The sequence below is a fragment of the Ruminiclostridium papyrosolvens C7 genome (assembly GCF_000421965.1).
GTDB classification, from domain to species: domain Bacteria; phylum Bacillota; class Clostridia; order Acetivibrionales; family DSM-1351; genus Ruminiclostridium; species Ruminiclostridium papyrosolvens_A.
The window spans coordinates 214,020-240,220 of record NZ_ATAY01000098.1; the positions used below are offsets into that span (position 1 = coordinate 214,020).

Sequence of the window (26,201 nt, forward strand, 5' to 3'; positions counted from 1 at the left end):
ATATTATGACATCAAAAACAATATAATAAATGGTTGGTTTGTGCTCAGTCCCTATGGTTTATGCACCATACAGGGAATTTTATGTGATATATTTTTTAAAAATGAATATAAATGTCTATAGATACTTTTCAGGCAGTATCACAGAAGGAAGTGACATTAATGGAAGAGTTATCAAAATTTCATACAGTAAGAGGATACCAGCTTTTAATGCAGAATAAAAATCTCCTCACCTCCTCAATGGAAGATTATCTTGAAATGATATACAGAAACAGCCTGACAGAGGGCTATATGAGAATTAATACCATTTCCGAGCTTCTTAACGTAGCAGCTCCCTCTGCAACTAAAATGGTTCAAAAGCTAAGCAAGATTGGATTGCTGCAATATAAAAAGTATGGGATCATTTCCCTGACTGATAATGGACGTGAGCTTGGCAAGTTTTTGTTAGATAGACACAATATTATAGAAAGCTTTCTAATAAATCTTGGGACAGATGAAGATGTCCTTGTTGAAACAGAACTGGTGGAACACAGTATTTCCGCCGGAACCTTATCAACGTTAAATATGTTTAACAAATTTCTGTTATTAAATCCGGATTTGATTCAAAAATTCCGGGATTTCTGTAAACAAGATACCGGGTAAAAAGTTTTTAATTCAGCTGCTTTGTGACTAATCGCAAAGCAGCTTTTTAATTTTTGTACCCATGTGTAACACTTTTATATAATGATACATATTTTAGATTAGGTAAACGAAATTAGACTCAGCTAAAGTTATTAGTTAAGTATAAAAATGTCAAGAGGTGTTAATTTTGTTGGATGAGAGCTATGTTCCAACTATGGGTTCTCAAACGGAATCTTTAAATGTTGGAAGGGTTATACCACATAATCGTAAATCAATTGGTAGAATTAGAACCTTACTTAAATTTTTAGGGCCCGCATTTATAGTAAGTGTGGCATATATTGATCCAGCTAATTTGAAATTGGAACACTTATTTCTTTCCATATATCTGCATAAACAAGCCGGAGGGGCTGCTACGCCCCTCCGGAAAAAATGTTATTACAAGCCGAAAAGCTTAAGTATCAGGTTGATATATGAATTCAGCATATGTTCCATATATTGTCCGTTGAGCCTTTCATTAAATTGAATCAAATCAAAGGAAATAGTATCCTGCATGATTTTTATACAAATCTCATAGTCAAATAGCACGGCCTCTTCTTTTGAAGACTTATTACCAAACTTCAGGAGAGGTACAACCTGAGCTCCATCCAGATTTTCTATGAAGGCCCTTGATATTTCATTTAAATCGTAAGAATTCTTTACTGCATGTTCCCTAGCCTCTTTAACCTTATTTACTATACTGTCCAGCAAATGATTATCCTCCAGATCAATGTCCAAAGAGTAATATTTACTGTCACTGTTCCTGCATTGAATTTGTATTTTCTCCTGCTTACTGATATTATTCAGCAAATAATAGTATATACCTGTAAATATATTCTGTAATTCAGTGTAATCAGCCTCTTGTCTGAGTATACCGTTTACCTGTTCCTGAGTACATGAATAATTGTATCTGCCGGTTCCCCCATTTTCAATGTCCCCACTGAAAAATACCTCAGGTAAAACGATTCCCTTTAATCGCCTGTATTCACCATTTCTGTTCTGATGTTTCTCAATAACTTCTGCCAGCATAACAATTGAAGGGTTTGCAAAAATGTCGGAAATACTAAGTGCTTTCGGATAAATTTCTTCTAGTTTTTCGTGCATACTGATTAATAATATGGAGTTTCCACCCACATCAAAGAAATTATCATATACACCTATATTTTCTGTTTCCAATACTTCTTTCCATACATCCAGCACATTTTCCATTATTTCTGTCATTTCAACTGTAATTTCTACTTTTTCTTCAAAAGCTTCCGGATCAGGCAGCTTCTTTTTATCAACTTTCCCGTTTGAAGTTACAGGCATATTATCCAGTAAGCAGTATGCATTTGGTATCATATATCCCGGGAGGAACCTTGCAATAAAAGCTTTCAGCTCCTGTGCATCAATAGTCTCCGAAGCACAGTAATACAAAGCTATCCTTTTATCAGCCGATTTTGTCTCCCACACTGTTGCCACGCAATCTGTAATACCTTGGAACTGCAATGCCACCTTTTCAATTTCGCCTATTTCTACTCTGTTGCCTCTTATTTTAACCTGCTCATCACATCTTCCCAGATACTCCAGATTTCCATCCTTGGTCCACCTGACAATGTCTCCCGTTAGGTATATCCTTGAATCATAGGAGAAAGCATTTTCTATAAACTTCTCCTTTGTAAGACTTTCATTAAATAAATATCCCCGAGCCAGACTGTCTCCTGCAACGGCAAGCTGGCCTGGCATTCCTTCCGGAACCAGTTTATAATTTTTATCTATTACATAAGCTCTGACGTTATCCACGGGCTTTCCTATCGGTATATTGTCATATTCCCTGTCAACCGTGAAGTAAGTGGACACTACAGTATTTTCCGTAGGCCCGTAATTATTCACCAATGAATATCCTCTGGAAATGAAGCTTCTCAGCTTGTCTCCTCCTGTTAACAATACCCTGAGGGACCTGTTATCCTGTTTTATGAACTGTTCACATATCTGAGTTGGCAGGAAGCTGACAGTAACACCGTTTTCCTCAAAGTACTTATTAAGTCCGGCCATATTCATTCGTAAATCCTTCTCAATTATGTGTATCTGTGCACCTACCGCCAAATAAGGATATATCTCCCATACAGACGCATCAAATCCAAAGCCGGCGTACTTGGTGGCTATGTCTTTTTCTGTAATACTATACACACGGTTGTGCCAATAAACCAGATTGGTTATACATCTGTGCTCAACCATTACTCCCTTTGGCTTCCCTGTGGACCCTGAAGTATAAATGACATATGCCAGATCAGACGGTTTGTTATCTGATTCAAATTCCGCAGATTCATATGAAAAATCATTATCAATGCATATTGTCTTTCCCGAAAACTTCACTTTACCCGCCAGACTTTGTTGTGTCAGCAAAATTTCCGCTTTGCTGTCCTCAAGCATGTATTCAATTCGTTCCTCAGGATAATCAGGGTCTACCGGCAAATACGCTGCTCCTGATTTCAGTATTCCGAGTAGTCCTGACAAAATAAACTCGGATGGCTCAAGCATTATCCCTACTATGTCTTCCTTACCCACATTATGTCTCTTCAAATGATTGGCAATGCGGTTTGCCGCACTATTCAGCTCCGAGTATGACTGCCTGACGCCCTTATATACTGCCGCTATGGCATCCGGGGCTGAATAAGCCTGTTTTTCAAACAGATGACATATTGTAAAATTGCTTGGATACGTTGTCCCTGTATTGTTGAACTGATTCAGCAGCCTGTCCTTTTCTTCCGGACTCAAAATCTCAATATCCATAATTTTTTGTTCCGGGTTTTCCAGTGTATTTTTAAGTATAAGCATAAAATGACTGCTAATATTTCGGATGGTATCTTCTTTGAACAAATCTGTGCAATAGCCTATACTCATATCATAGCCGGAATTTTCAGATTCTCCGATATATATTGTCAGATCAAACTTCTGACTTTCCATACAATGCTCTACCGGTTCCATTGTTATATTATCCATCTCCAGTATTGCATTATCATTATTCTGGAATGAAAACATAACGTCAAAAAGTGGATTTCTGGAGAAGTCCCTTTTTATGTCCAGTGCTTCCACAAGATCATCAAACTGGTAATCCTGGTTTTGGTATGCCCTCAATGATTTTTCCTTGATTTCATTCAGGAAATCAATATATTTCTTATGACCTTCCGGTTTGCCCCGTAATGCCAGAGTATTGACAAATACACCTATGAGGTTCTCAACATCCTTGTGAGTCCTTCCGAATATAGGGCTTCCCACCACAATATCCTCCTGATTGCTGAACCTTCCCAAAGTAATCATAATAGCTGATAAAAGCACCATGTATTCCGTAGCTCCGGTACTCTTTGACAATTTTTTTACATTTTCCCTTATGCATTCGTCAATGGATGAATTTATTATTTTACCATTAAAGCTTTGTGTCTTTTCACGTTTAAAATCAAGAGGTAACTCGAGTACAGGTATTTCATCGGAAAATTCCTGCAACCAATATTCTTTCTGCTTCTCAATGCCCCTTGCAGTCATCCATTGGCAATAATCCGTATATTGAATTCTCAATTCCGGCAGCTCTTTGCCCATATATAACTTGGATAATTCTTTAAACATTATTGACACGCTCATGCCGTCTGAAATTATATGGTGAGTGTCGATAAACAGGTAATAACTGTCACAATACTTTACAACCTTTACCCTTAACAGGCATCCCTCCATGAAATCAAAAGGTCTTACAAATTTTCTCACAGCTTCGTCCACATTAAAGCTGTTGCTTTCTTCGTATTCGAAATCTACCCGGCAGGAATCTATAATTTCCTGTACCGCCTCATTCTGTTTCATGTAAAAGCGGGTATGTAATATCTCATGGCGGCATACCAGTCTGCCAAATGCAGACTTTAGTTTTTCTATATCCAATTCACCTTTGACAACGTATACCATTGGCATATTATATGCTGTACGGGTTTCATCAAACTGGCTTACAATAAATATTCTCTTTTGTGCAGAGCTCATCAGATAATACGGTTTTACTTCATATACCGGTATTTCAGTAAAATTGTTATTACTTTTATCTACTATTTCACTAAGTTTTTCAACTGTGGAATATGTAAATATATCCTTCAGGGAAACTCTGCAACCCGTCTCTGCTTCAAGCCTGTTTATCACCTTTGTGGCTTTCAGGGAATGTCCTCCCAGTTCAAAGAAATCGTCTTTAATTCCCACTTTCTTAATTCCCAATACATCTTCAAAAATACCGGCTATTATATTTTGTGTATCATTTTCAGGTGCAGCATATGTATCCGTTTCTTCCATAATAATGTCAGGCAAAGCCCTCACATCCAGCTTTCCATTTCTGGTTACCGGCAGGAAATCCACCTTGGCAATATATGAAGGTATCATATAATCAGGGAACAGATTTCTAAGAGACGCCCTGACATCAACCTCTCTACCAGTACCGTCCCCAACAATAAATGCACATATTCTTTTGTCTCCCTTATCATCTTCACGGACAATGACAGCACAATCCTTTATACCGTCAATTCCTTTTATTACTGTCTCAATCTCACCGAGTTCAACCCTGAACCCTCTTATTTTTACCTGCTCGTCAATTCTTCCAAGAAATTCGATATTTCCGTCTGGAAGCCATCTGGCTAAATCTCCAGTACGGTACATCCTGCCTTCTCCGAAAGGATTATCCGTAAACTTTTCTCCGGTTAGCTGTTCTCTGTTGAGATATCCTCGTGCCACACCATCTCCTGTTGTGCACAATTCACCCGGTACATTTATTCCACAAAGATAGTTATTTTTATCAAGTATATATACCTTTGAATTTGAAACCGGGCTACCTATGGACATCCTTTCAAACTTGTCCGGTATGGAATATGTAGTAGTAAAGGTTGTATTTTCAGTAGGCCCATACCCGTTTATCAGCCTAGTCGATATATTATTTTCCTTAAACATTCTTACGTGCTTGTCAGACAGTTTCTCTCCACCTATCAGCAAATACTTCAGAGGATCAAATATCCCACAATCAGTTTCAACAAGTTGGTTAAACAAAGTAGAAGTCAGCCACATGGTATTTACATGGTATTTTTCTATAGCAGCACCCAGAAGACTTGCATTTAATATTACCTCCTGTTCTGCCAAGACCAGCCTTCCTCCGTTCAGCAATGAACCCCAGACTTCTAATGTTGAAGCATCAAAAGCCATAGCACCTGTCTGCATAATGACAGTGTCCCTGTTCAGTTCCAAGAAATTATTGTTTTTAACAAGCCGCAATATGCTCCTGTGTTCAATCATTGTACCTTTAGGATTTCCTGTTGTTCCTGATGTATAAATAATATATGCCAAATCTGTAGGCCTATTTATAACCTCAATCTTACTGCAAGCTCCTTCAAATATACGTGCGTCTGCCAGATCTATAAAAGGAACATCCGTGTCAATCCTCGAATTACATGTAAGTACCGCTTTAGGATTACAATCTTTAATTATAAACTGTGCCCTCGCCTCCGGATACCTGATATCAATAGGTACATACGCTCCTCCGGCTTTCAGTATGGCACATATGCCAATAATCATTTCTATACTTGTTTGTGCCAGAACAGCAACCGTATCATCCTGTCCAACACCCATGGCTCTCAGTTTGACTGCCAATATATCGGATTTCCTTACAAGTTCTGCATATGAAATTTCATCATTACCACATATGACTGCTATTTCATCAGGGTTCTCGTCCGCTTGTTCGTTCAGGATTTCAGACACTGTCTTGTCTCTTGGATACTCGGCGTCCGTGTTGTTGAATATATTTAAAACTTTATGCTCCTCATCCCTGCTAATCCGCTGAATGTCTTTGATACTCTGATAAGGGTCCTGCACCATGTTGCTGATAATAGTATTAAGGTGTGATAGCATAACATTCATTGAGGACTCTTTAAACAAATCATTCCGATATCCCAGATTGACTATATATTCGCTGTCCTGTTCACCAACCGCTATTGTAATGTCGAATTTCTCAACCTTAAACTCTGCCGAGATATCTGTTATTCTAATGTCGCCGGCATCAAACATGTACTTTTCATTATTCTGCATAACAAACATTACATCAAATAACGGATTTCTGGATATATCCCTTTTAATCTCCAGCTTGTCAAGTAATTCATTAAAGGGGTACTCCTGATTTTCGGCAGCTTTTAAAGCGGCAGTCCTTACTTCATTTATAAATTCCAGACATTGCTTGTCTGGTGCAGGTTTACCGTCAATAACCACTGTATTTACAAACATTCCCAGCATTTCTTCCACGTCTTTGTGAGTTCTGCCTGACATTGCAGTTCCTAATAGTATTTCCTCCTTTCCGCTGTGTATGGAAAGCAGCACCATAGCCGCTGACATGAATACCATATATGGAGTCACATTCTCTGTCTTGCAAAATTGGTCTATTTTCTGCTTCAGTTCTCTTCCGATAGCATATTCCACCGTATCTCCACTGAATCCCTGAACTCTTGAACGCGGATAGTCCAGCCTGAGATCAAGCTCCGGTACATGATTCTGAAACTTGGATACCCAATAGTCTTCCTGCGGTTTCATATCCTTAGAAAGCATCCATTCACTGTAATCCCTGTACTGTTGGTTTAATTCACCGGGATTCTTTCCAATGTAGTACTGCATTACTTCTTTCCAGAACATTGAACTGCTCATTCCATCCGATATAATGTGATGGATATCAACGAGCATATACCAACAACCGCTGTTTTCTATCAGCCTAACACGGAATAACGGCGCCTTACCTAAATCAAAAGGACGGACAAAGTCCTTCATGGTTTTTTCCAATTCACTATTACTTAAGCTACTATATTCAAAATCTACATTTGCTGAAGGTTCTATCTTCTGAACCATTCTTCCGTCAAGCATCATAAAGGAGGTTCTCAGTATTTCATGCCTTTCAATCATATTTATAAATGCCTGCTTCATTTTTTCAGCATCCAGAGTTCCCTCAATCTTCATAAACCTTGGCATATTGTATGCAATACCATCCGGCTCCATCTGATTCAGCAGATAAATCCTCCTCTGAACAGAAGACATATCATAATATGTTTTAATTTCAGCCTTTGGGATGTGTTCATATTTATTGTTGTTTTTATTTTCAGCTATAAATGAACAAAGCATTTCGACTGTAGGATAAACGAATATTTCCTTTAATGAAATTCTTGCTCCAGCTGTTTCTTCAATACGGTTAATAAGCCTTGTTGCACGCAGCGAATGACCACCCAATTCGAAGAAGTTGTCTGTCACTCCTACTTTTTCAATATTAAGAATATCCGCAAATATTCCGGCAACAGTATTTTCAAGCTCATTTCTTGGAGCAATATATTCTGTATCTTCGGTGAAATCAACCTCTGGAAGCCGTTTTCTGTCCAGTTTTCCATTTATAGTCAAAGGAAGTTCATTCAATTGAATTACTCTGGACGGGATCATATATTCCGGCAAGGTTTTACGCAACTCCTTTTTCAATCCGGAAGCATTATTTCCGTCTCTCATGACCACGTATGCACAGATATACTTTTCGTCATCGGGCTTCTCTTTTAATACCACCGCCACATCTTTTACAGTGTCACTTTTCCTTATTGTTGCTTCAATCTCACCCAGCTCGATTCTGAAGCCCCTTATTTTAACCTGTTGGTCAATCCTTCCAAGGTATTCAATATTTCCGTCAGGAAGCCATCTGACAAGGTCTCCTGTGTGGTACATGTTTCCTTCTCCGAAAATATTAGGTTCAAACTTCTCAGTAGTCAGCTGAGGATTATTGAGATAACCATCAGATAAACCGTCCCCTGATGTGCATAATTCTCCGGGCATTCCTATTCCGCACACCTCATGCCCATTCATTATGTATACCTGTGTATTTGCAATGGGGCGTCCAATTGGTATCTGGTTCATGCATTCTTTAATTTCATATGTAGTCGTAAATGTAGTATTCTCAGTAGGACCATAGCCGTTAATCAAATGTGTTGTATTATTCACGGTCTTTAGCATATTAACATGCTTTTCGGACAATTTTTCTCCACCTATCAAAAGGTATAAAATACTGTCAAACATATTACTATTGCCTGTAATCATCTGATTATAGAGGGATGCTGTCAGCCACATTGTATTAACGCTCTTGTTTATTATCTCCTTGTATAGATATTTCTCATTTGTAAGCACCTCATTGGACGCAATAACAAGCTTTCCGCCGTTTAACAGAGCTCCCCAGATTTCAAATGTAGAGGCATCAAATGCAAGTGAACCTGTTTGCATTATTACAGTATTTCTATCAAGGGATACATAATTTGTATTTTTGACCAGTCTGACAACATTCCTATGCTTCACCATAACCCCCTTTGGGGTTCCCGTTGTTCCCGATGTATAAATCAGATATGCCAAATCCTCCGGGCCATTGATATTTTCCGGAGTTTCGGCCGGATAGTCACCTATATCTGTAATATCAAAAATTATATACCCGGTATCTAACGGTAATTTTTCCTTACCCTGCAAACAAACTTTTGGTTTACAATCCTCGAGAATATACCTGAGCCTTTCCTCAGGATAGTTTAAATCAATAGGTACGTACGCACCTCCTGCCTTTACAATACCCAAAATTCCTATAATAGTCTCCAAGGTTCTCTCAGTGGTTACCGCAACAAAATCACCTGCTCTTACTCCTTCATTTCTCAAAGCTGCGGCTATTTTACCGGATAGGATGTCAAGCTCAGCGTATGTTATGGCAGTGCTGTCGGACATTAGTGCTACCGCATCTGGTAATTGCCTTGCCTGTTCTACAAACAACTCTCCGATAGTCTTATGTGAAGGGTAATCTGTTTTATTGTCATTAAACCTATGTGTTACTTTTGTATACTCATCATTATCCAGGGCACTTATTTCCCTGAGCTTAAGACTTGTATTTCCAATAGCGTTTTCTATAGCATTTTTAAAGTGTACCAATAATAAATCAATTGATTCTTCTCTGAATAGGTCGGTACAATAACTTGCGGATACGGTATATCCCTTCTCCGCAGGACTTATAATTACAGTCATATCAAATTTTTCAATATCATTGCCTGAAGCACAAGGTTCAAGGCTGAATTCCTCTGTGGTTAAGCTTATCCTCTCATTATTCTGGTAGACAAACATCACATCAAACAATGGATTTCTGGATATGGTTCTTTCTATATTTAAGTCTTCCAGCAATTCTTCAAATGGATATTCTTGATTATCGTATCCATTCATAACTGTGCTTTTTACTTCTTTCAGGAATTCTCCAAAGCTCTTTTCCTTTTCCGGGAATGTTCTGAAAGCCAGAGTGTTTACAAACATACCCAACATACTTTCGGTATCCTTGTGCGTTCTTCCTGATATAGGGCTGCCTACGATTATGTCTTCCTGTCTGGTGTATTTGCCCAGCAGCATTGTGAATGCAGCCAATAGCACCATATATTCTGTTGTACCTGTATCCTTAGTAAGCTTAATTATCTTATTTCTTGTCTCATCGGTAATAGTCGTCTCTATAGTCTTGCCCCGGAAGGTTTGAAGCTGGGGTCTGGTAAAGTCCAGAGGAAAATCAAGTACCGGTATATCGCCTTTGAATTGATCTTTCCAGTACTGCCTTTGATTACGGAAATCTCTCGAATTAATCCACTGGCTGTAATCCTTGTACTGTACTCTTAATGGCATGAGTTCCTGTTTGCCATACAGTTTCATAAGCTCATCAAACAAAATTACTGAGCTCATTCCGTCAGATATAATATGGTGCATATCCAGCATCACATATTCATCAGATTTCGTACGAACTACCTTTAATCTAATGAGGGGTAGTTCCTCCAGCTTGAACTTTCTTACAAAACCATTAATTATATTTTCAAGTGAATCATTGTTTTCTTCATATGTACACTCCACCAGAGGCTTGTCTTGAATTTTCTGAATCAAATTACCGTCTATCATTTTAAATACGGTTCTCAGAATTTCATGCCGTCTCAGCAGTTCCGAGAAAGCACGTTCCAATCTTCCATAATCAAGCTGACCTCCAGACACCTTCATTATAAAAGGCATATTGTATGAAAGCCCTGTTTCATCCATATGATAAATCATGTACATTCTCTTCTGGGCTGATGACATTGGGTAATATTTATTTTGTTCAACAGCAGGAATAGGTTCAAATCCACCGTTTATAGATTTTTCTGCAAATTGAGACAATCTCTCAATCGTAGGATATTCAAAAATATCTTTTAATGAAAGTCGAATCCCCATTGCTTCTTCAATCTCATTGATAACACGCATAGCCCTGAGGCTGTGCCCACCCATTTCAAAGAAATCATCCTTTATGGATAGCTCGTCTGTCTGCAATACACTACTGAAAATCGAATATATCGCCTTTTCAGTTTGAGTACCCGGTGCAACCTGTTCTCTGAGGCTTGATGCCTTTATGTTCTGCAAAGCCCTTTTATCCAGTTTTCCGTTTGCTGTTACGGGTAATTTATCCAGTATCGCTATAAAAGAAGGTATCATGTAATCCGGCAGCAGCTTTCGTAATTGTTCTTTTACGTCCGTAGTCGAAATGGTATTTTTAGGGACAATATATGCATATATTGCCTTCTGTGCCGCTTCATCCTCATGAACCATTACTGCACAGTCACTGACTTCATCAAGCCCTTTTATAACAGCTTCTATTTCACTAAGCTCAATTCTGAAACCTCTTATTTTTATTTGCTCGTCAATTCTTCCTAAATACTCAATGTTACCGTCAGGAAGCCACCTTCCCAAATCCCCGGTGCAATACAGCATGTCTTCACCTAAAGCACCCGGAATAAACTTTTCCTCAGTGAGTTCAGGTTTGTTAAGATATCCCCGGGAAACACCTGCTCCCGCAGCACATATCTCGCCCGGAATCCCGATGCCACAAAGTGCTTTCCGTTCATCAACAATATAAACTCTGGTATTTGCAATAGGAGTTCCTATTGGGATTCTCTCAAAGTCATCTGGAATACAGAAGGTTGTTGTGAATGTAGTGTTTTCAGTTGGGCCGTATCCGTTAATCAGTCTGGTTTTAACATTTTCCTTCTTAAATATCCTTACGTGTTTGTCAGACAGCTTCTCTCCTCCTATCAGGAGGGTATCCAAAGAGTCAAAAATACTGCATTTCATTTCTACCAGCTGGTTGAATAATGTTGATGTAAGCCACATTGTATTGACCTTGTTCTTTAAAATAACATTTTCCAATGCATTTGCTTCGAGGATTACATCGTAGTCAGCCAGAACAAGCTTTCCTCCATTCAGCAATGGCCCCCAGACTTCCATGGTTGAAGCATCAAAAGCCATTGCACCTGTTTGCAGGATTACCGAATCAGCTCCAAAGGTGATATAGTTGGTGTCCTTTACAAGCCTGATAACACTCCTGTGTTCTATCATGGAACCTTTTGGATTCCCGGTAGTACCCGAGGTATAAATAATGTATGCCAAATTCGAAGGTTTATTAACCGTAGGCAGATTATCACTGCTGCCTTCCCATGTACTCTTTTCTGCCAGATCAATTACAGGTACTCCTGCATCTATAAAGTTCTTGTGGACAAGAACCGCTTTTGCAGAACAATCTTCTATTATATATCTGATTCTTGTTTCGGGATATCTGGTGTCTATAGGTACATATGCTCCACCCGCCTTAAGAATTGCACAGATGCCTATAATCATTTCTGCACTTCGTTCTGCCAGAACAGCAATCCTGTCATCCGGCTGTACTCCCATACTCCGTAGCTTGTTGGCCAATATATTGGAGCGTTTATTCAATTCATAATAGGTTATATTGGTGTCATCGAACACCACAGCAATACTGTCTGGAGCTTTGTTAACCTGCTCCTCAAAGAGTTCGACTAGAGTTTTGTCCTTGGGATAGCCCGTTTCAGTCCTGTTGAACATGGCAATACTAACCCTGTCCCCCTCTGTAAGTATCTCAATATCACCAACGGTTCCGTAATAGTTGGCTGTAATTGAATCTAGTACTTGTATATAATGATTCATTATTCCAAGAACACTGTCTTCTCTGTACAAATCCGTACTGTATTCCAACAGAAGCTGATATCCTTCCTTATATGGCAACAAAGTAAATGTCAAATCGAATTTTGAAGTAGTGTGTCTGTCATCCTGTGCCGAGTCATTGAAAACAAGCCCCTCAAAGTTTTCCGTATTCTGATCATTGTTTTCCATTACAAACATTACATCAAAAAGCGGATTTCTTGATAAGTCTCTGCTTACACCGGCTGCTTCTACTATCTCTTCAAATGGAAAGTCCTGATTTTCATATGCTTTGAGACATGTCTCTTTTATTTCTCCAAGAAAATCAAGGAATTTTTTTCCACCCTCCGGTTTAGCTCGCAATGGCAGGGTATTTACAAACATACCGGCTATCCCCTCGGTATCTTTATGATTTCTCCCTGATACAGGACTTCCTACTATAATGTCATGCTGTCTGCTGTATTTTGAAAGGATTATCATCAAAGCACTGAAAAGCACCATGTACTCTGTTGTTCCTGATTTTTGGGCCAGCTGACACAGGCGCTCCTTCAGAGCTCCTCCAATGAAGGATTTCACAGAGCTTCCGTTAAATCTTTGCTTTGAAGGTCTTGGATAATCCAAGGGCATTTCCAGTACAGGAATATCATCGCTAAATTGATTTTTCCAGTATTCCTGTTGGGTAGTCAAATCCCTTGAAAGCATCCACTCGCTATAATCTTTGTATTGTAAATCCAGTGTGGGAAGTTCCTCACCGTTGTACAGCCTTATAAGATCATTTTGAATAATATTTAAGCTCATTCCATCTGAAATGATATGATGCATGTCAATCAGTATATTTGTAATCCCATTTTTGGAATAAACCACCATTAACTGCATAAGAGGAGCCTTGCTCAGATCAAATGGTTTAACGAATCCCCTGTAGAGCTTCATAATATCAGCTTCCTCTGCTTCGGCAAAAGTTATGTCAATATTAACATTATCATTAATAACTTGAACTGTTTCACCATTAACAACAGTAAAGCTCGTTCTTAAAGCCTCATGTCTATGGGTCAGCTGCTCAACAGCTCTCCTGAACTTAACACTATCTAATTTTCCGGACAGTTCCAAAATACCTGATATATTATAAGCCACTCCTGTATTATCAAGTTCATTAAGCAAGTACATCCTTTTCTGAGCCGATGAAACAGCATAGTATTCTTTTTGGACAGCCGGGGTTATGCCGTTGTATACCTTGCCAGAATGTGCGTCAACCAATGAGGCGATAAGCTCGGGTGTTGGACTGCTGAATATGTCTTTCAATGATAATCTTACACCTGTATCAGCCTCTATTTTATTTACCAGTTTAGTGGCTCTCAATGAGTGCCCGCCCAATTCGAAGAAATCATCATGGATTCCCGTCTGCTCTAAATTCAGCACATCGCAAAAGGCCGCACAAATTATTGTTTCCGTTTCGTTCTGTGGAGCGTGATACTCACCGGAACTTCTGATTTCTATATCCGGCAGAGCACGTTTATCGACCTTTCCGCTTCCGGTAACCGGAATAGAATCAATCTGCATCATGTATCCGGGAATCATATATTCCGGCAGGGATTTTCTGATTTCATCCTTCAACGTACCTAAATCAACTTCTTCATCAGACACCACGTATGCATAAATGGCATTGTCACCGCTATTATCCGGCTTGGCTATTGCTACTGAGTCGTTTATGTATGGGATTTTTCTGATAACATTCTCTATTTCCTCAAGCTCGATTCTAAAACCTCTGATTTTCACCTGTTCATCAATTCTGCCAAGGTACTCTATATTTCCGTCAGGCAGCCAGCGTGCCAAATCCCCCGACCTGTACATTTTGCCTTCTCCAAAGAGATTATCAATGAACTTTTCATTTGTTAAATCAGAAAGATTCAAATATCCTCTCGCCAATCCGTCACCCGTAATGCACAATTCACCCGGTATACCCGTACCACACAGGTTATTCCCATCGAGGATATATATCCTGCTGTTGTATATCGGTTTTCCGATAGGAACATTATTCGGTATTTCAGTATTGGGAGCATATTCCCAGTGGGTTGCCAGTACCGTATTCTCTGTAGGGCCATAAGCATTTATAAATCTGGTCTTTTCACCATATTTCCTAATAACCTCTCTATTAGCTGCAGAACCTCCGGTGGTCAATACTCTGAGTCCCTTTACCGACGTCTGAAGACAGAACTGTGGTGGGAGAAGTGTAACTGTTACTCTGTGCTCCTCTACATATTCTTCAAATAATTTTACGTCGGCTATTACTTCCTGTGGTATCAGGCACAGACTTGCTCCGGTGAATAGTGAAATCGTAAGTTCCCAAACCGACGCATCAAATATGCAGTTTGCGAACTGCAGAACTACATCATCTCCGCTCATTTGGTACAAGTCAGCAAGATATGATGTCATTGATACAACACCCCTGTGTTCCAGCATTACACCTTTAGGTTTTCCGGAGGTACCCGAAGTATAAATTAAATACATCAGATCATTTGGTTTATTTACAAGGGGAAGATTGTCCTGTGCTCCTTCCCATAGCTGTTGGTTTGCAAGGTCAATGACCGGAATATCTGTTTTAACATCAGCATTATATATGAGCACAGCTTTGGCTCCGCTGTCCTCCAATATATAGTCAATCCTTTCAGCAGGGTATGAGGCATCTATTGGTACATAAGCTCCTCCGGCCTTTATAACCGCCAGCATTCCCACTATCATTTCAATACTACGCTCAGCCATAACAGCCACAAAATCATCCGGCCGGATGCCCATTTCGCGTAATCTTGCTGCAACACAATTTACCCTGCTATTCAGTTCTGAATATGTTATTTTTGTGTCTTCATAAGTTATTGCCATACGGTCAGGTGAATTTCTGACTTGTTCTTCAAATAATTCAACAACGGTTTTTTCTTTTGCATACTGCTTTGAGGTATTATTAAATGCGTTGAGTATGATGTTCTTTTCTTCGTTTGTTACAGTATTGATTTCCGCTAAAGTCAAATCGTTACTGTCCGTTATTTCATCGATAATCTTTTTAAAATGCCCGGCCATAGCAAGTATGCTTTCTTTTCTAAATAGATCGCTGCAATATTCAAACAGAACCAGATATCCGCCATTGCTTTCACCGGCACTGATTGCCAAATCAAATTTTGCAATATTGTGGTTTAAAACCTCTGCAGTTTCATTTATATTTATACCTTCAAATTCATCATCAAAATTCCTGTTATTCTGGACTGAAAACATAACATCAAACAGAGGGTTACGTGATATGTCCCTGTTAACCTTGATTTCTTCCAGAAGTTCTTCAAAAGGAAACTCTTGATTCTCATATGCAGATAAACAGATTTCCCTTACCTCTGACAGGAAATCAATATACTGTTTTGTTGTTTCGGGTTTTGCCCTCATCACAAGGGTATTAACGAACATACCCAGCATACTCTCGGTATCCTTATGGGTTCTTCCTGAAACCGGGCTGCCTACTGCAATATCATCTTGCCTGCTGTACTTTCCAAGTAAAATAAATACAGCACTAAGAAGTACCATATATTCCGTTGTTCCGGTCCTGCGTGCCAGATTTTTGATAGCCGCAGTCCGATCAGGTCCTATAAAAGTACTCACACCACCGCCTTTAAATGACTGAATGGAAGGTCTCTTATAGTCCAGAGGCAGATTTAAGACAGGTACCTCATCACTGAATCGGCTGACCCAGTATTCTTTTTGCCTTGATAAATCCCTATGATTCATCCATTGGCTGTAGTCCTTATAGTGAACCCTTATTTCATTAAGTTCTTCACCTGCATATAACTTCAGCAGTTCATCCTTCAATATATCCATACTCATACCGTCTGATATGATATGGTGGATATCAACGAGCAGTACTGTCTCAGTTTCCCTTTTTACTGCACATAGTCTCATAAGAGGTGCTTCCTGAAGGTCAAAGGGCTTTCTGAAATCATCCCGGAGCTTACTTAGTTCAGTTGTAGCATTTTCAATAACAGAAAAATCAATTTTATTATTCTGACTTATTTTTTGTACCATTTCGCCATTTATTATATGAAAGCTTGTTCTTAATATTTCATGGCGTTCTGTTATTTTTTCAACTGCATGCTTTATTTTCATTTCATCAAACTCACCGTAGAGAGAAAATGAACCGGAAATGTTATATACAGTTGATACATCACCGATTTGGTTAATTAAATACAAACGCCTCTGGGCTGAAGACATTGGGTAGTATTCCATATCCTTTGCCTTTGGAATTGCCGAATATACGTTTTCTCTTAATTTGTCCAGTTCCTTGGTTATTTCCCCGGGACTTCCGGCCCTAAAAATCGTTTTCAGCGGAACTTTAACCCCCAACTCTGCCCCTATGCGGTTAACAAGTTTGGTTGCACTGAGAGAATGTCCTCCCAGATCAAAGAACCCATCGTGTATTCCAACTTTCTGTACCCCAAGAATCTCCATAAAAATCCCGCATATTTTCTCTTCTGTCTCGTTACGGGGTGCTTCATATTCATCGGAACCCGCCAGTTCAATCTCCGGCAGACTTTTCTTGTCCAGCTTTCCGTTTTTGTTCATTGGTAAGGATTCAATTTGCATTATTCTTGCCGGCACCATGTAATTGGGCAGTTCACTATTTAACAGATTTTTTATTTTACCGATGTCTATAGTTTTGTCCGAAACTACGTATGCAAGCAGATACTTTACCCCATCCTTTTCTCTTGCAATTACAACCGCTTCTTTTATATCTTCAAATTTTTTAATAACATTTTCTATTTCACCAGGCTCAACCCGGAAGCCCCTAATTTTTACCTGTTCATCAATTCTTCCCATGTATTCAAGGTTTCCATCGGAGGTCCAGCGGGCCAAATCTCCCGAGCGGTACATTTTCCCCTCACCGAAAGGATTATCAATGAATTTCTCAGCATTTAATTCAGGTCTGTTCAAATACCCCCTTGCCACTCCAATACCCGCTATGCATAATTCTCCGGGTACTCCGATACCGCAAGGCTCCGCATCGTTCATAATAAATATCTGTGTGTTCGCAATCGGCTTACCGATTGATACAGTTCTGGTTTTAACTTTTTTATGATATACATAATCACAGCAGCCGATAGTAGTTTCAGTTGGTCCATACTCGTTATGGATATCTATGTGCTCCCCATATTTTCCCACTATAAGTCCCGAAGTATGTGAATCCAGTTCCTCTCCTCCGAGTATAAGTGAATTCAGATTAGGAAGTCTGCCCACATCCTGAAGTGCCGCAGCTTCCTTCAAATGTAATGGTGTTAGCTTTACTGACGTCAGCTCCTGATTTCGGAATATATTGTTTATGTCATTATCAACCGTATCATTATACACTACTAATTTTCCGCCGAAGCATAATGGCAGAAATATAGATGTCTGTGTTAAATCAAAGCTAGGATTCGTGAAAAATGGCATGCAAATCTCAGACTTTACATAGCTGTTTCTGGCATATGTAATATAATTCATCAAAGATCTGTGTTCAATCATTACACCCTTTGGTTTACCGGTAGTTCCTGATGTATAAATGATGTAAACAAGACTATCCTCACTGCAAATCAAAGGTATGTTGTCCTGTTTACCGCTATAATTTTCCAAGTTTTTTAAATCTACTGTTTCTATATCCAATGTCATTATGCAAACCTTAACGGATTGTTCCGTCTTACCCACGAGTATGGCTTTCGGACTGCAATCCTCAAGCATAAACTGTATCCTGTCCACCGGATAGCCGGGATCAACGGGAACATATGCTCCTCCGGCCTTAAGAACAGCCACAATACCGAGAACTGTCTCAATACTGCGTTCCGCAATTATCGCCACTCTGTCGTCACTTTTCACTCCCAGATTTCTCAATTTGGAGGCAATACAATTTGCTCTTGCATTAAGGTCACCATATGTCAAACGGATATCACCGTACTCCAATGCAATATTATCAGGACACCGTTTTACCTGTTCTTCAAACATCTCAATTACAGTTCTCTCAAGTGGGTAAGATTCAAATGTATTATTAAACTGATAGATTACCTGATCCTTCTCATCAACTGTAAGAATACCTACATCCTTGATTTTTTGATTGGTATCCGCCATCATACTGCATAGAATTACTTCCAGATGCTTCATCATGATTCTTATTGACTCTTCGCAAAACAAATCCAAGCAATAGTTGAATGCAACAAGGTATTCATCATCAGCGACGTCTACGTGTATTGTCAAATCAAACTTCTCAATATCTATTTCAGGAGCGCAAGCCTCCAGAGTAAGTTCCTTTGATTTCAGGTTACGCTTTTCATAATTCTGATATACAAACATTACATCAAAAAGAGCATTTCTTGAAATTTCACTTTGAATATTCAGATCTTCTACAAGTTGCTCAAATGGGTATTCCTGATTCTCATAGGCTTGCAGGGTCATTTCCTTTACGGTATTAATAAATCCAAGAACCGTCTCATCTTTACGGGGTCTGGCCCTCATTGCAAGTGTATTGATAAACATACCCATCATATTTTCAATATCCTTGTGAGTTCTTCCGGATATAGGACTTCCCACAACGATATCTTCCTGTCGGCTGTATTTGCCAAGCAAAATCATTACAGCAGACAATAGTATCATATACTCTGTTGAACCCGTACTCTTTGAAACCTTCAAAATCTGGTCCTTTATTTCTTTACCGAATGACGTTTTTACCATTTTACCTTTATAACTGCGATTTTGTGGGCGGGTAAAATCATAGGGCAGGTCAATAACAGGTATTTCTCCCTCAAAGGTCTTTATCCAGAATTCTTTTTGCTTGGAAAAATCTCTGATATTCATCCACTCACTATAATCCTTGTATTGGATTCTGAGTTCTTCCAGCTCCATACCATTATAGCGTTTTAAGAGTTCATTGATAAATACACCCTCACTTACACCATCTGAAACAATATGATGCATATCAAGAAGAATGTACATTTCATCATTTGTTTTTGCAACCTGCATTCTTATCAGCGGAAGCTTTTCCAGTTCAAATCTTCTGACAAATGATTCTGCAAGTTCGTCAACCGACAGCTGGGATTCAATATATGTAAAGTCAACAACAGGATTTTCGTGGATTTCCTGAACCATATTACCGTCCTGCATGTGAAACTCAGTTCTTAAAATCTCATGCCTGCATAGAAGAAATGAAAAAGCATCCTTTAGCCTTTCAACGTTCAGACTGCCCCTTACTCGCATAATATTTGGCATATTATACGAAATACCTGATTCGTCAATCTGGTACATAAAGTACATTCTCTTTTGAGTTGAAGACATGGGGTAATATTTTTTAGTTTCAGCTTTGGGTATAGAAGTATGCTGGCCCTCAATCCGGGTTGCCAGTTCCTCTGCAATCTCTTCAGCTGTAGGTTTGCCGAATATAAGCTGTAACGGAAGTCTTATTCCGGTATTGATCTCAATCTGGTTTATGACCCGTGTGGCTCTCAGGCTATGGCCTCCAATTTCAAAAAAATTGTCCCGAACGCCTATTTTTTCTTTATTTAAGACCTCTTCAAATATGCTACAAATATTTTTTTCAATCTCATTTCTTGGAGCCAGATATTCTGTACTGCTCTTGACATCTATTACCGGCAGCTTTCTCTTGTCAAGCTTTCCATTCAGCGTAAGAGGTATTTCATCTATTGTCATCATGTAATTCGGTATCATGTAATCCGGGAGTATTCTTCTCATTTTCTCCCTTACCTGATCATATCTCATGGCTATATCTGACACAAGGTAAGCATAAAGCTCATTTTCTCCGTTTTCGTCTTTTCTGGGTATTACAACAGCATCATTGATACCTTCGATACTATGTAGAACATTTTCAATCTCTGCTGTTTCAATTCTGAATCCTCTGATTTTCACCTGATCATCTATTCTGTCAATAAATTCAATGGTACCGTCAGGCAGCCATCGTGCCAGATCTCCTGATCTATACAGCTTTCCTTCTTCAAATGGATTATCTATAAACTTTTCCGCTGTCAGTTCAGCTTTATTCAAATATCCAGTAGCCAAACCTATACCGCTGATGCATAATTCTCCCACGATGCCGATACCACAAAGCCTGATTCCATCCAGAATATAAATATGCATATTTTCAACAGGATTTCCTATAGTGACGATTTTTTCACTGTCTTTTTCCATAAGTGTGCTGGTAGCAAAAACAGTGGCTTCGGTGGGACCGTATTCATTATGAATCTCAACTTCTCCCCCAAGAAGATCATAGGCTTTATTTAAAAGTGCCTTGTCCAGTTTTTCTCCTCCAAGAACAATACATTTTAGATTTTTAGGCTTTTTCAGATTCTTGTCCATACAGATTGTTTTTAGCAAGGATGGAGTAAGCTTAACCAATGCGATTTCATCGTTTTTGAAAATATCTGCTATACCTTCATCAATATTTTCATAAATGAAGCATTTGCTTCCAAAGGAAATCGGTCCGAATATAGATGGAACTGTCAAGTCAAATGAAGGGTTGGTAAATAGAGGCGTTACTCCTACATCCCCTTTGTAAAATCTATCCCTGACAATATATAAATGGTTGACAACGGATTTATGCCTTACCACAACTCCTTTTGGCTTCCCGGTGGTTCCCGAGGTATATATAATATATACCGGGTCCTCAGGTGAATTTACAATTGGCAGATTTGCTTCCTCACATGTATAATTGTTGTCATCAATTAATGATATGAAGGGCACCTCTGTGTTAAAACCCGGGCAATCCTGGCGTGTCAGTATTGCCTTTGGTTTACAGTCACTTACGATATATTCCAGTCTTTCCTGAGGATAAGTCGGGTCCACCGGAATATATGTACCTCCTGCTTTCATGACAGCGTACAATGCAATTAAAAGTTCTATGCTTCTTTCGGCCATGATTACAACTGTGTCTTTAGGCATTACACCAAGCTCTTTCAGCTTTCTTGCAATCTGGTTGGCCTTTGAATTCAGCTGTTTGTAGGTTATCTCTGTTCCCTTAAAAGATGCTGCTACACTATCAGGATTTTCCTCCACCTGCTTTTCGAATAATTCATGCAGACATAAATTCTGAGGATAGTCTTTGTGTGTATTGTTAAATACATACTTTATCCTGTCTATCTCTTCTTCCGAAATCAATTCAATGTCTGATATTCTTATATCCTGCTTATAAAGAATCTGAGCCAGAATAATTTCATATCTTCTGAGTAGTTGCTCTATCTCCTGAGATGTATATCTTTTAGGGTCATACATGATACTTAAATCTAAACTGTCCTCACCGGCAAGCATAAATCCCTGATCTGAAAAAGAGGCTTTGAATGAGATGGCATAGTTTGTCTGCTCTCTGGCAGATTCCATTTGCATACTTAAGTCCTCTATCCCCTTTTCATATGCCTCTTTATCTACATAATAATTCTCAAATACAAACAGCGTCTTTATTAAGTCCTTGCCGAGCCCGGTAATTTCCTGTATATCAGCAAGGGAATTATAAACATAATTAGAACTTTCCACTGATTGCTCCATCGTCCCGTCAACCAGCTCTTTTACTGAAATATTATCATCTGCTTTAATACGGGCAGGAATTGAATTTATGAAAAGACCAACCGTTTCATTTATTCCTTTCAAATCTGCATTTCTTCCCGAAACAACTTTACCGAAAACAACATCATTTGTCCTGTTATATTTCTGAAGTAATACACCCCAGGCAACTTCCAGATATGTATTAACAGTTACTTTGTTCTTCTTGCTAATTTCTTTTATTGCACTACACAATTCCTTTTCTATACGCAGTTCAGCGGTCTTAACCTGTTCCTCAGTTGCTATCCCCGCAGTCTGGGGAATAATGTCCGCAGTACTTCCGTAGTCCTCCAGAACTTCCTTCCAGAATTTCAGGCCTTCGTTTCTGTCCTGCTTTTCCAGCCATTTCAAATATTCACCATAGCTTGTTCGTCCTGCATTGCATTCTTTAATTACCTTTACAAGCTCTTCTCGTGAACTACCCTTTTGCAGCCGTTCATAATTTGACATAAAATCTTTAAGAATTAAGGAAAAGCACCAGCCGTCCATAATGATATGGTGAAAACTCCATATCATTTTATACTCATCATTGCTGATTTTTACAAGTATAGCTCTCATTAACGGATCTCTGGATAAGTCAAATCCTCTGTCAACATCTTCTTTTTTAATTCTCTCTAATTCAGTGTTTCTATCTTGAACATTTGATAAATCAATGTATTGATTTTCAAGCTTTCTTTCCGTCATAACAACCTGACGCGGCTTGACAACCTTTTTATATAAAAATGCCGTTCTTAAGGCATCATGTTTTACGGCCAATAAATCAATAGCTTCCTGAATGTTTTTTATATCAATGACACCCTTCAGATTTAATACAGATTGTATAAAATAGCTGGTATCTTTTTCATTCAGATTTTTATAAAACAACATTCCTTCCTGCATGGAAGTTAAAAGATATATACCTTCAACCTTATTGTTTATTTCTTTGCTCATGTATAACACTCCCCAGTTTTTATATTCATACCTTAAGCAATAGTTATTTTCGTCCGGCCAGCTCTTTATTGATTGAAGCAGTTATACCATTAACATCCTCATTCAGATAAAAATGCGACCCGTCAAATGCAACAAGCTTAATGCCGGAGCCTGCAACTTCCTGCCACGCAGTCATATTATCATACGTTATGCTGCTGTCGCTCCTTCCATAATATACAACCACATCGGTTTTTATTTTTTCTCTTCCGGGAACAAATTTATATTCCTCATATATACGGAAATCAGCTCTTAGAATCGGAATGAACAAATCACATAATTCCTTGTTTTTGAATACATCTTCGCTATTACCACCGTATTGTAATACCACTTGCTTGAACTGGTTATCGGGTAACTGATACCTTTTAATTTCATCTGGAGGAAGCTGTGGTGCCTTTGAACCCGAAAAGAAAATCTTAACAGGTTCCTTAAAGCCTTTTTCCTTCAACCTATAGTAAACTTCGTATGTTACACGAGCTCCCATACTGTGTCCAAAGATGGCGTAATCATCATCTTTGGCCTCGTTAATTATGGTATTAGACAAATCCTCTGCAGCTTGATCTATATCTCTGTAGAATTTGTCGCCAAATCTTCTTCCCCTTCCGGCAAGCTCTAAAGGGATTACCTTGATTTCTTTATTTATAAGTTTAGTCCATTTGGAATAGACCATGGCAGATGCCCCTGAATATGGAATACAAAATAGTTTTGTCATAGCAATCACTCCTGAAATATTTTTATGTTTTATAATAAGTCCATCAATTTACTCAGCTCATCCAGTTCAAAATCCTCCAGGCTTTCTGCCCCAACGTCAGATACTGTTTTTATAACCTCATCGTTTTCAGTGCAATGCAAAATAATCTCCTCCAACGTTCCCTTGAATTCCTTTTTTATTCCTGCAATAAATTCATTACCGTATTTACTGCAATCATACAGTATTTCAAAGACTAGATTTCCGTTAACTATCTGGCCGTCAATTAGTAATGAGTTATCAAAATAATTGTCCCTGCCTCTGTCTTTCCCTGTTGTATATTCGGAACTCTTTATTTCCACACTGGATAAAGTGTCAGACTCATTGATTTCCCCTAGATAATTAAAACTAACCTCCGTTTTGACGCCTTCCATTTCTTTAATCAGACCAAACCCGATACCGTTGCCCGGAACCTTCCTTAGAGTTTCTTTTACAGAAATAATATCTTTTTTCAGATCTCCTGATATAACAAGTACGACCGGATAAATGTTTGTAAACCATCCTACCGTCCGTTCAATCTGCACGGAAGAATCAATTTCATGTCTACCATGACTTTCCAATGTAATTGCAATACTCTCAGAATGAGTTGCTTTATAGAGTGTACAGCCCAGAGCCGTGAGCAGTAGGTCGTTTATCTCAGTATTATATTTTCTCCAGGCAGAACGTGTGAGCTTATATGTGAACTCCCGGTCTATATATAGCGTTTCCTTTATCAGGTCTCTCTGTCGTCTGCCTTCAGATGGTAAAAATCTCTCACCTAAAGAAAACTTTTCAACTTGATTTTTTACGTTATTCCAATATTCCAATTGAGACAGTATTTCCTGGCTTTGAGAATACTGCTCCAATTTATCAGACCAACTTTTGTATGAGGCCGATTTAGGTGGAAGCTTTATTTTATGCCCTGATATATATTGTTTATAACCATTGTTCAAGTCATCAAGGATTATCCTCCAAGATACCCCGTCAACTACCAGATGGTGTATACAAAGCATCAAATGTTCTTCCTCGTTGTTCGAAAACAAAACACCTTTTATTAAGGGGCCTTTTTCCAAGTTAAAAGAGCCTTGTATTATATTACACTTCTCGTTTATGTACACCTGAAGCTTCTCAAATGGGATATGAGAAACGTCGTATTCTTCAAGTTCATAAAGGCTGCTCTCTTTCGCGCTAAGTACATATTGTCTGCCATTGCAGAAAACTGCCCGAAGCATATCATGGTGAATGGCTATTTCACCCAGTACCGCCTTTAGTGCCTCCCTGTCAAAGTGTTGTGTCTTAACCATAACTGATTGATTCAGGTGGTTTAAATTTGACAGTTCCCATTGATAAAATATTTTTTGAATTGGTGTAAGTTTAACTTCACCTGTAACTTCCCCATCTTCTTGTAATATAACAGCATTATCTTTCTTGATATATTTTGATATATTCCGTATACTCCTGCCCAGCATAATATCCTTAACAGATACTCTATATCCCAAATCCTTCAATTTGGATATAATTCGTATTGCCTTTATGGAATCGCCTCCGAGTTCAAAAAAGTCAACGTTTACACTGACTTTATCAAGGGATAGTATTTCTTCGAAGGTCTGACATAGAACCTTCTCATCCTCATTTTGAGGAGGCACATAATCTTCCCCGCTCACTGACTGTATTTCAGGAAGCAGTTCTTTATTTACTTTCCCGTTGCGGTTAAGAGCTATGCTTTCAACCTGCATTATAAAGGACGGCATCATATATTCCGGCAGGGTATTTTTTATCTTCTCTCGTATCAAGTCTGTATTTTGCTTCATATCAGATACGATATAAGAACAAAGGAATTTTTCATTATTTTGCTCCCGGATAATAGTGACAGCATCTTTAATTTTGTCCAGACTTTTAAGAACGCTGTCTATCTCTCCCAACTCAATACGGTATCCTCTTATCTTTACCTGCTCGTCTATTCTTCCGAGATACTCGATATTTCCATCAGGAAGCCATCTAGCCAAATCTCCTGAGCGGTAAATCTTACCCATTCCATAAGGATTGTCAATGAATCTCTCATGGGTCAGCTCAGTCCGTTTCAAGTACCCTCTTGCTATTCCGGCACCTGCAATGCACAATTCTCCCGGCATTCCGATACCGCATAAATCCGTGCCGTTTAATATGTAAACCTTTGTATTTGGTATTGGTTTGCCAATCGGAATGCTGTCTCTTACAGCTTCACATTTTT

At 38.8% G+C, this 26,201-nt stretch carries 4 protein-coding genes and 1 pseudogene; 2 read left to right on the forward strand and 3 right to left on the reverse strand.

The features are described 5' to 3' along the window. Positions 1-159: 159 nt before the first annotated feature. Together L323_RS40420 and L323_RS41865 are read left to right on the forward strand one after the other, a co-directional pair. Positions 160-639, forward strand: a complete 480-nt coding sequence (locus L323_RS40420; protein ID WP_020817396.1) for a metal-dependent transcriptional regulator — start codon at positions 160-162, stop codon at positions 637-639. Between the two features lie 166 nt (positions 640-805). Next, positions 806-970: pseudogene (locus L323_RS41865) on the forward strand (Nramp family divalent metal transporter); the annotation flags it as partial. A gap of 83 nt (positions 971-1,053) precedes the next feature. Here the strand turns inward: L323_RS41865 and L323_RS40425 are convergent. The 3 genes from L323_RS40425 to L323_RS40435 form a co-directional block, all read right to left on the reverse strand. Then, entirely contained in the window at positions 1,054-23,208 is a 22,155-nt protein-coding gene (locus L323_RS40425) for a non-ribosomal peptide synthase/polyketide synthase (protein WP_020817397.1), read from the reverse strand. A 43-nt stretch (positions 23,209-23,251) separates the two neighbouring features. Further along, on the reverse strand, positions 23,252-23,956 hold the full coding sequence (locus tag L323_RS40430; RefSeq protein WP_020817398.1) for a thioesterase II family protein: 705 nt from the start codon (positions 23,954-23,956) through the stop codon (positions 23,252-23,254). A 29-nt stretch (positions 23,957-23,985) separates the two neighbouring features. Then, positions 23,986-26,201, reverse strand: a 2,216-nt coding sequence (locus L323_RS40435; protein WP_020817399.1) for a condensation domain-containing protein, incomplete at its 5' end; no start/stop codon positions are given.

What these genes read in the sequence shown, in the direction of transcription:
- L323_RS40420 (WP_020817396.1), top strand. Translation starts at nt 160, where the DNA reads ATGGAAGAGTTATCAAAATTTCATACAGTAAGAGGATACCAGCTTTTA.
- L323_RS40425 (WP_020817397.1), bottom strand. Translation starts at nt 23,208, where the DNA reads ATGAGCAAAGAAATAAACAATAAGGTTGAAGGTATATATCTTTTAACT.
- L323_RS40430 (WP_020817398.1), bottom strand. Translation starts at nt 23,956, where the DNA reads ATGACAAAACTATTTTGTATTCCATATTCAGGGGCATCTGCCATGGTC.